This is a genomic window from Pseudomonas sp. R62 (assembly GCF_000257605.1).
Classification (GTDB): domain Bacteria; phylum Pseudomonadota; class Gammaproteobacteria; order Pseudomonadales; family Pseudomonadaceae; genus Aquipseudomonas; species Aquipseudomonas atacamensis.
Window position 1 is genome coordinate 1,554,983 of the sequence record NZ_JH635998.1, and the last position, 9,524, is coordinate 1,564,506.

5 protein-coding genes and 2 pseudogenes are annotated in these 9,524 nt (G+C 54.1%); 1 reads left to right on the forward strand and 6 read right to left on the reverse strand.

What is annotated here, in order from left to right:
- From OQK_RS08250 to orn, 6 genes and pseudogenes are all read right to left on the reverse strand, one after another.
- A pseudogene (locus tag OQK_RS08250) lies at positions 1–2,595 on the reverse strand (RHS repeat domain-containing protein); the annotation flags it as partial.
- Between the two features lie 79 nt (positions 2,596–2,674).
- On the reverse strand, positions 2,675–3,661 hold the full coding sequence (locus OQK_RS08255) for a hypothetical protein (RefSeq protein WP_016771953.1): 987 nt from the start codon (positions 3,659–3,661) through the stop codon (positions 2,675–2,677).
- 340 nt (positions 3,662–4,001) lie between these two features.
- Positions 4,002–6,524 carry a hypothetical protein gene (locus OQK_RS08260; RefSeq protein ID WP_157221872.1) on the reverse strand — a complete coding sequence of 841 codons (2,523 nt, stop codon included), beginning with the start codon at positions 6,522–6,524 and terminating at the stop codon, positions 4,002–4,004.
- A 177-nt stretch (positions 6,525–6,701) separates the two neighbouring features.
- Complete coding sequence (locus tag OQK_RS08265; protein ID WP_016771955.1) at positions 6,702–7,736, reverse strand: hypothetical protein; 1,035 nt, start codon at positions 7,734–7,736, stop codon at positions 6,702–6,704.
- 175 nt (positions 7,737–7,911) lie between these two features.
- The gene (locus OQK_RS08270; protein ID WP_174823854.1) at positions 7,912–8,526 is read right to left on the reverse strand and encodes a trimeric intracellular cation channel family protein; all 615 of its coding nucleotides are present in this window, start codon (positions 8,524–8,526) and stop codon (positions 7,912–7,914) included.
- 151 nt (positions 8,527–8,677) lie between these two features.
- Entirely contained in the window at positions 8,678–9,220 is a 543-nt protein-coding gene (gene orn / locus OQK_RS08275; RefSeq protein ID WP_016771957.1) for an oligoribonuclease, read from the reverse strand.
- Between the two features lie 107 nt (positions 9,221–9,327).
- On the opposite strand from orn, the pseudogene OQK_RS08280 reads away from it, so the two are divergent.
- Positions 9,328–9,524, forward strand: a pseudogene (locus OQK_RS08280) (ribosome biogenesis GTPase RsgA); the annotation flags it as partial.

Here is a 9,524-nt window from a genome sequence, read left to right on the forward strand (position 1 = left end):
GCCATCAGCACTCTTGTACCACTGTGGCTGAGTGAAGCCCGCTTCATAACCAGCCTCGGACTTTCGCCCACCCACAGTACTCTGGGTCAACCGCCCCAAACCGTCATACGTTTGCTGGCCCAGCACTTTGTCACCGACCTTGATGTCGATCGCAAGCCCTTCATCACTATGCTCGGCGTACTCGGTCACGACCTTACTGCCGTCGGGCAGGACATTGCGGGTCATTCGGTCAAAAACGTCGTACTCATATCGGCTGGTGTTGCCGACAGGGTCTGTCTGGCTGGCTGTGCGCCCATAACCGTCATAGGTGTAAACGGTTTTGCCCAGACTCTTGTTCTTCAGATTGAAGCTCTCGACACTCAGCGGTTTACCGAAATCATTGACGACGGTGATCGTCTTGCCCATGCCCTGGAACCAATTGGTTTGCTGGCGAAGCACCGGATCCGCCTCGCTGTGTTCGATACGCCCATCATCGTGCAGCGTCTTGCTGACCTGGCCCCAGGAATCGAATTCATAGCGAGTGCTGACCGGATAAGGCTTGCCATCACGCCAATCAGTCAGCGTCACTTTCACCTTGTGACCGACTGAATCATGCAGGGCAGAATAAAGCGTGCGTGTCTGAATGAGACCGTCCTTGTCGGGATGGTCGCAGTCCTTTTCCTGAACGGTGATCACCCGTTCCAGTCCGTCATAGGCGACTTTTTGCTCGCCGCCAGCAGGATCCGTGGTCACCATTGTCGCCGGCTGCTGTTTGCTGGCGGCCAGATAGGCCCACCGGGTAGCGGCCGCATAGGGGGTGCCGGCAGCAACTGTTTTGCCCACTGCCCGGCCGATTGCATCGTATTCAAATTCGATGTGCTCGCCATCGACACCGACTTCAGAGACCTGTAATCCGGTCAGCGTCGACAGCACCTTCTCACTAGTCTGCAGCGCGCCGTCGAATCCGCGCGTGCTGGACCTGACTCGCAGCCTGTCACCCTCAAGCTCATAGGAAAATTCGATAGCGGTTTTTTTATCATTCAGGGTGACACTTTGCTCTTTTGTGGCTCCATGCTTGAGTGGATTCTCCGGCGTATTGAGATAGCTGCGTGCGGTTTTCGAACGCAACACCTCTACACCCTCCACCACTTCGAAAAAACGCTCCTCGACCGGTAACACAGAGGCCAGTTCGGCACCCTCAAGCGCCGGTTGCAAAGCGTAGTCGTAGTACGTGACTGTCGAAGCACCATCCGATGCGGCAGCACTCACCGTCCTCTTTTTCGGGAACCTGGAAAAGCCCAGCGGATCCTCCGGGCAGTTATCCCCGCCAATGGCCGGATAGTATTCCGTCGTAGTCATCACCCCAGTGGGCTCAACCTGCTTGAGCAAGTTACCTTCGCCATCGAACTCGGTGATCGTGGTTTCCACACGCTGCTGTTGGGTGCGCCGATCGAGGTACGTCACCGTATGGACTTTCGGCATGCGGAACTGGGCCACCTGCTCACTGAACGGCTTGGTAACGGAACAGTGATACTCCGTGGCAGTGGCGATCTGCGCGTCGCCACAGGTCGTAACCTCAGCCACCAACAGATGGAATTTGTTGTAGGTGCGTTTAATGCGGGTATGTACTTTGCCGCTGACCAGCAAGTGCTCCTCCGAGGTGTAGACGTAGTTGCCGGGCGCCAGATAGAGCGGATCCAGGTCACTATCCTTGGCTGGAAGGAGGCCCTGCCCAAGGAAGTTATGGTCGGAGTACGTGTATGTCTTGCACACTCTGGGCTGGCCGCGCCCTGGGTAGACATCGTGAGCGATAACAAACGGCAGTGTCTGTTCCACACCGCTGATGAAGCGGTGGCCGTGCCGCTTGTAGCGAACGATTTCGACCCCGCGCAGCGGGTTGACGATGCGATGAACATAGCTGGCCCCAGCGATGACTTCATACTCGAGTTCCCAACCTTTACCCACCGGAAGCTCGATGGCCGTTACCCGACTGTTTTTCAAGATCAGCCTGAAGTTGGAGCTCGAAGTAGTGTCGGGATATCGCGACAACGTCACCTGACCTGCCGAACGGGAAATTTTCAACAGGCAGCGCGTGGCATCACGGACTTCGGCCAAACGGGGAAACTGGTTGAACAATTCATGTTTCAGCGTAATGCTCACGCCGTTCGCCGCGATTATTTTTTCCGCGACAGCGACCTGAGTACCGGCCAACACTTTGAGCAGTTCCCGCCGACCATCCTTGTATCGAACTTCATAGCGCCCTGCTCCAGTGACTGACACCTTTGCCGTTTGCAGTTTCATTTCCTTGAACTTCAGGCCGCTAGACGTCTCGACAGCCTTGTAGCGTTCACCGTTGGCCAAGGTCATGACTTTGCTGCGCAAGTCATAATTGGTCAGGGTCAAAGACCAGCCAACGCCGAAACCACTATCCGCCTGATTGAGCGAATTGAAACTCACTGAAAGTGCAAGCTCCGGACCATTGAGATCTGCCGAGTGCAACTTGCCAAGCGAAAATGCACACGTATACATGCCCGTACGGGGATCAACGCCTCCGGAAACAAATTCACCGAAGTTGAAAGCGTTCGAATGCACAGAGGAAGAGAAATTACTTTCCATTATTGAATCGTCCTTTTATTTCCAGACTCAGATTTGGCAGTCAACACTGGCCAGCGAAGTACGCTGACCAGACAAGAAGTCAGACAAGTCGCTTCATTGACCGCTTGGATTGATCCAGAATAAAAGTGAGCTGCTTTTTATCACCATCGATACTAAGCCGGTGTTCCGAACCGAATTCATCGATCACGGCAAATTCGAAGGCGCTATCACTTTCCCGCGCCGCTTGCGGGTCAGCGGAAACATACTGAACGAGCGTCAACTGTCCAGGCACTTTGTTGATAGGTACGGTGACGTAGCCATGGGGACTGCGAAATGTTGCCTGCGGGCCATATATCGGCGCCATATATCCATAAAAGGTTTTGCGACTACCTTGCTCACCGGGAATATTCCCGGACACATAAACCTGCACCGCATCTTCGGAATCATAAGGATCAAGTTTCACTTCACTGCTGTACCAGTCAAGGAGGTGAACCTGCCTGCCATCCGCTCGCAGGCCAATATGATAGTGCTGAACCCACTCATACAGGCCCCGATTCTGTTTCTTGTCATACTTGCTCAACGAAAAGCTGCTCGACGAGTACTCTTTCGGCGGAATCGCCTCCAGCGTGACACTGCTGTCGAAACCAACCCCATTACTTCGCAATACCGCGCCGTTCAAGGAAATCTCGGCAGCCACTTCCATGATTCCAGGTCGGGAAGCCGAAACCCAGAATTGTAAAATCTGTACCGGATCTGCGGCGTCGCTGATCCGGTTGTCAATGACCCGCGGGACTTCTGTAAGCCGCGTTGCCCCACCCGACATTTCGTGAGCGTAACGATTTTCCTGAATTGATACATTCCATTCTCCCTCCAATGGGCGAGCACCGTTATAGGCAATAAGCCGCAGTGACTGCAATGCGGGATGTCCGTGCAACGATACGCCGTCGCCATTGTTATCAATCCCGTGTAGAAGCACCAACACACGCACCTGCATGCGACCGTTGGCATAAAGCACTTTGTGCTGACCGTGATTCGTGGTGTCGAGTTTTACCTCTATACGGGATATACCTACTTCCTCGTTAAACATTTGATAACACCTCAGCTGATTAATATATTTCACCCCTTAAGGGCTCAGCAGAGTATTAACATCGAACCTGAATATAAGAAGTCGCGACATTTGACATTTTGTGAAGTAGTAATCTTTCAACATCATCATGAATAATTCACACAGATGCTAACAACTTCAAAAAATGCGATCTGAATGTTACGCACTTCAACACTAAACCTTCGACCCCTTTGATTCTGCCCAAGATGGCCTGTTACCCCTTCCGAATTCACTCAAACCGAATCAGAAGGGGAGTTAGCGAGTAGTTTATGTTTGCCAAATCATGTTAGCAGCGTGATCGACCCGTTACTTTCGAAAACACCTAGTTGCTATCTGAACCTGTTGAAAATCCGCTTTCCGATGAATCACTTTCGGAATCAACGTCTGAAACTGCCTCGGCCGTTTGGATTTCTACCTTCCGGTCCATACTGGAATTCGCAAGATACTGATTAATCCGCCGCATTGACTCGTTACTCAGCGGATTATTCAATAAACCAACGTATAGGTCTTGCGTATCCGGAATATCGAACAGATCGTCTCCTATGTGCGAAATATTATTACCCTGTAACGCCATGACACGAAGGTCTCCAAGCCTGTCTATACCGGAGGGCAGGCTGTAAAGATTTGCGTTATATAGCATCAACTCGGTTAAATCTGTCATGAAGCCTACATGCGGAGCAACTGTGAGAGGGTTGTTGGCAAGATTCAACAAAGTGAGCGTCTCGATCCTGGACAAACCTTCAGCCGTGGCTTCAGATAATTCAAGCGAGCAATCGTTCAGCACAAGCTGACGCAGCTGGCGCATCTGGAATATCCCTGACGGAAAGTCCTCCATTTTTATGCCAGTGACCACCAAATATTGCACATTGGGAAAACTGTCAAAAAAAGCGCCGATGCGTGCGCCTGGCTTTTCCACAGTCAGTATCAACTCTGTTACGTAGTCGAACCTGGCGGATAGCTTTGGTAACTCTGCGGAAAAATCGACATGATGGGAAAAATGATAGTCACCGAACCCCCACCTCGAAACCGACTTGCGCTGCCAGATATCCTGCAGCTTTGCGCTGAACCGCTCGCGAGCCAGCCGTTGCTCTGCGGTTTGCGGTGCGCCCTGCGATGAATCCGTGCGGGTCGACAATCCTTGCGCACTCCAGATCGCCAACTCATTGCGCAGTGTTGCCAACTCTGTCTCCAGGCGAGCCAAGACCCTGGTTGGGTCCGACTTCAGACGCTCGGAAATGAACACGGCCAGTTCTTGTTCGGCAAGCTGCGGATAAAGATCACGGACACGCTCTTCAACGGATTTTGTCGACGTCGGGTTGACATCGCCGCCGCCTCGCAGCCCCGCTTGCACGTATTGGGCGCTGGCCGGAACAGCCGTTACCTGCACCGGTGCCAGTCCCAGCAATTCGCTCACGCGTTGGCGCGACGGCAATGGCTGTGCACGTACCAGCTGCCGCAGAGCCGCACCACCGCCCTGCGCTACGCCGAGCAACTGGCGCTGCCCGGGCAGTAAAAGGAGCCAGAGGGCGGCATACAGATCCGTCCGACCTTGGGGTGACGGGACGCCGCTGAGTTGGATAAGGTAGCCTTCATGCTGACGAATAAACGTGTGACGCACTGGCGACCGAGCATCGCCAATAGCACTCAATAACTCACCCTCTGACGCTTGCCGACGAACCTCGATACGAATCTGTCGCGGCCACAGTTCAAGCTGGCCGATCATCTGCAACGCCAGCAGATCACTGTCCAGACTGGCTACCGAATCCAGATAGATTCCTGCGCACGCCCTGGCGAGACGCACCTCGCGTAGCGCCACCAGCGTCTTTTCTGCCATGTGCCTCGGCATTCCCGGCTGCAGGCGCAAATGCGTATGGTCGGCGGCACTGGCCTCTCGCCACAACGCCTGAGCGATTGTCTTGGGCAGATCGGGAAAAATCCGTCGCATCTGCAATGTGTTGGCATCGCAATCAAGTTCGAACGCCCGCTCACTCTGCTCAAACAGCAAGGCGCTGGGTTGTTCGATAACGCGCTCGCTCAGATCATCTGCCCGTGGCGGCAACAAAGCCTGCAGTTGTGAATCGGCCTGCGCACGCACGGTCGGATCGGAATGTTGCACCTGGGTGATGAACAGCTGAATCTTTTGATCGAGGGCAAAACGCCTCGCTGTGTCCTGCAGCAATGCCAGCGAGGTGGGATGTATCTCGGACCTGTGCACCATCATCGTGTCTATGCCGCTCACAGCAAGCATGCGTTTGATCATCAATGGAGAAAAATCTTCTATTGAATATTCCGCGCCGGTAAGCAGCTCTGCCGCGCGTTTTTGTTCGGAATGGACAGTTGCAAGCGGGTTGGTCGACTCAGGGTCGTCCAGCGGGTGCCACAACCGGCCCTCGCTGTCAGGCCTCAGCAGCGGACCGGAAGGATGCAGTTCTCTGGCATGCGTGGCGCGAAGCAGACCGCTCTCAGCGTCTCGGACCACTTGCACGATGTGGTTATCAGCCACGGCAACATACTGGCGATGCTTCAAGGTTTTTATACCCAGCGCAACGGACTCATCGAGCCCCTCTTGCGAGGGTATCCAGTAGCTTTCCAGGGAATCGTTCACGGAAAACCTTGGGAATTCGTCGAATGTGGAATACGTCGTGGTCGTGCTCACATTGACGCCAGGCGTTATCGCCAGCGGATCTGATGAAGATGGCGAATGCAGCGGTTCCTGATGATGTGCAACAGTCAAATGTGCCACTGTCGAAGACGAGGACAACGGTCGGTGGGAGACATCGATGCTGGAATCGGAGGGTTTGGTTGGGACAGATACAGGTTTGATCTTCGGCGGTTTGCCAGTCATGATCGCTCATCCTTGAGAGGGGGTGCGCTGGCCACACAAAGTGCAGGGCCAACGCGAGTCATCAGAAAAGCACTTTCGTGCATATGCCTGATCATCGACATGGCAGCTTATCTGCAGTCGAAATGCCAAACGCATATACATCTACTACATTCACCGACATTGCATCAGTGAACGAACTTAGCCTCGTTGAAGATATAGATTACGCTCGTGAAAATTCACGCGGATTGCCAGTTTATGCTCAGTACCATATTCATCGATGGCGATGAAGTGGAGGACGCCGCCATATTTTTGTGGCCCGGTGCTTTTCGAATATTCGGATAGAGCCTGGACGATGGTCAACTCTCCGTCGCTTTGAGTATTTACGTGATAATGCTTCGAGTTCCATGTTTGCGCATCACTGGTAAAAGCGTATGCAAACGGATCCCCCCTGTCAGGCAAAGAGACGACGATACTGGATTTTTCGGGACGCACGAAAATGCATTCCATGTAATTTGTTTTTATTTCGTTAAGCCGGTTACCACCTGCAAAATCGTAATCCTTCCCCTCTTCTGCCCCCTCTGCAATCCAATCGACCAGCCGGATCTGCTTCCCACCCGGGTACAGTCCCAAATGGTACTTCCAGATACGGTTACCGGGCGACTCATTGCCAATCCTGGTCTGGTACAACCGAAATACTCCGTCTACACCATATGTCGAAGGCGTTTCCGCTTCTACAGTCACGCTGCTGTAATGAACACTGGCAGGCGTGGTTCCGTTACTGAGGATCGTCTCGCCATTCACGGACAGGCGCGCACCGATCTCAGTCGTTCCGGCGCTCGATGAGGAAACCCAGAACGTACGAACCTGTGGATGAACGCTGTCATTCTCAAGATCATCGTCGTGCCTGTCTTCGGCGTCAGGTGCAGGACGTGCCTCACGCGTAAACCGCCCTTGGACTGCGCTCGCGACCCAGCCATCGCGCAAGGTCTTGCCGGTCGCGTAATGAATAAGCTGGATGCTTTCCATTACATCTGCGGGTACATGCATTGCGTTGCCGTCGGCGTCTACTCCGGCAACGAGTACTTGAACTTTGACCTGCATTCGGCCATTAGCGATAAGCGCCCTGCTTTGAGTATTATTACCGGCATCAAACTTGACTTTTAAACTGGACAGCCCCGCCAGAGTGGGCGGATTGTCATTTTGATTATCTGTAACATCCATGCTTTCACTCACAATGCAGCTCCTTTGTAAGAATATAATTTGATACTGACATCGAAAATATGTCAGCGAAAAAACTACATACCCATCAAGCAAAGATCAAAGTGAAAAGTGTAAGAAATATGCGCGCGCCAGTCACAAACAACATATTTGCCATTAATCAACTTCAATGACAACAACGCACGATCTATCAGTGTTCGTCGTTATAAACGAACTTCGGCATTTCCCAATGGAAACGAATGGCCAGCAGACGCAACAGGAATCCGCCAAACAAAGTGATCAGAATGGCTTGTTCACCTGGCACATTGAGATAAAGACACAACATGTAGCACCACGCCGCAGCAAATGAGACGCTGGCGTAAAGTTCGCGGCGAAAGATCAAGGGAATATCGTTGCAGAAGATATCGCGAAGAATACCGCCAAAAACGCCGGTGATGACTCCGCTGACGGAAGCCACCAACATGCCGTGACCCATTTCCAGCGCCGTCATGCAACCGATCAAAGTAAATGCCACCAGTCCAACTGCATCGAGCACCAGAAACAGCGAGCGCAGGTGGCGCATCCAGCGCGCAGCGAATACGGTGAACATCGCTGCCACCGAGGTCAGCACCAGATATTCCGGATGTTTGACCCAGGTCAGCGGGTAGTGCCCGAGCAACACGTCGCGCACCGAACCGCCACCGAGCGCGGTGATGCAGGCGATCAGCACCACGCCGAACCAGTCCATGCCACGTCGTCCGGCGGACAGCGCGCCAGTCATGGCTTCGGCGGTAATGGCGATCAGATAGAGCATCAGCAACATGATGGCAGTCCAGGCAGGAAGGCGCGCAGTCTAGCCATTTCAGCGCCGCACCAGAAGAGGGCGCGCCTTTCGCAAGCAGGCTCGCGTCCACCTAAGGCGCATTCCATGTGGGAGCGAGCCTGCTCGCGAAAGCGTCAGGGCTGATGCCGCTGCCTCAGAACTTGATGAAGTGCTTGCGGTAATGCTGCAACTCGGCGATCGATTCGCGAATGTCGTCCAGCGCCAGATGCGTGCTGCCCTTCTTGAAGCTGTCGCGCACGTCCGGAGCCCAGCGTGCGGCCAGTTCCTTGAGCGTCGAGACGTCGAGGTTGCGGTAGTGGAAGTAGCTTTCCAGCGCCTTCATGTGGGTATAAAGAAAGCGACGGTCCTGGCAGATGCTGTTGCCGCAGATCGGCGATTTGCCCTTCGGCACCCACTTTTCCAGGAAGGCAATGGTCTCAGCTTCTGCCTCAGCCATGCTGATGCGGCTGTCGCGTACACGCTGGGTCAGGCCGGAATTGCCGTGGGTGCGGGTGTTCCATTCGTCCATGCGCGCGAGCACTTCGTCGCTGTGATGGATGGCGATCACCGGGCCTTCGGCCAATGTATTCAGCTCACTGTCGGTGACGATGGTGGCCATTTCGATGATGACATCGTTGTCCGGGTCCAGACCGGTCATTTCCAGGTCGATCCAGATCAGGTTCTGCGGGTTTTGCATATTCGGGCTCCTAGGCAATGCTGCGCAGTTTAGCCTAGGCCGGTGGCCGGGCGTGCTAAACTCGCGGCCGTTTTACCTAATCGCTGCATTCTTCAGACGGAACACCCATGGCCAAACGCCAACTCAATCGTCGTCAAAACTGGCGCATCGAAAAGATTCAGGGCGAGCGCGCCGCACGCGCCGCCAAACGCGAGTCCTCGGCGGTCGAGGCCCTCGAGGGCGGCGACCTCGGCCCTGAGCAACACGGCCTGGTGATCGCCCACTTCGGTGTGCAGGTCGAAGTCGAAGCTGTTGACGGCGAACT

What these genes read in the sequence shown, in the direction of transcription:
- OQK_RS08260 (WP_157221872.1), bottom strand. Translation starts at nt 6,524, where the DNA reads ATGACTGGCAAACCGCCGAAGATCAAACCTGTATCTGTCCCAACCAAA.
- OQK_RS08255 (WP_016771953.1), bottom strand. Translation starts at nt 3,661, where the DNA reads ATGTTTAACGAGGAAGTAGGTATATCCCGTATAGAGGTAAAACTCGAC.
- orn (WP_016771957.1), bottom strand. Translation starts at nt 9,220, where the DNA reads ATGCAAAACCCGCAGAACCTGATCTGGATCGACCTGGAAATGACCGGT.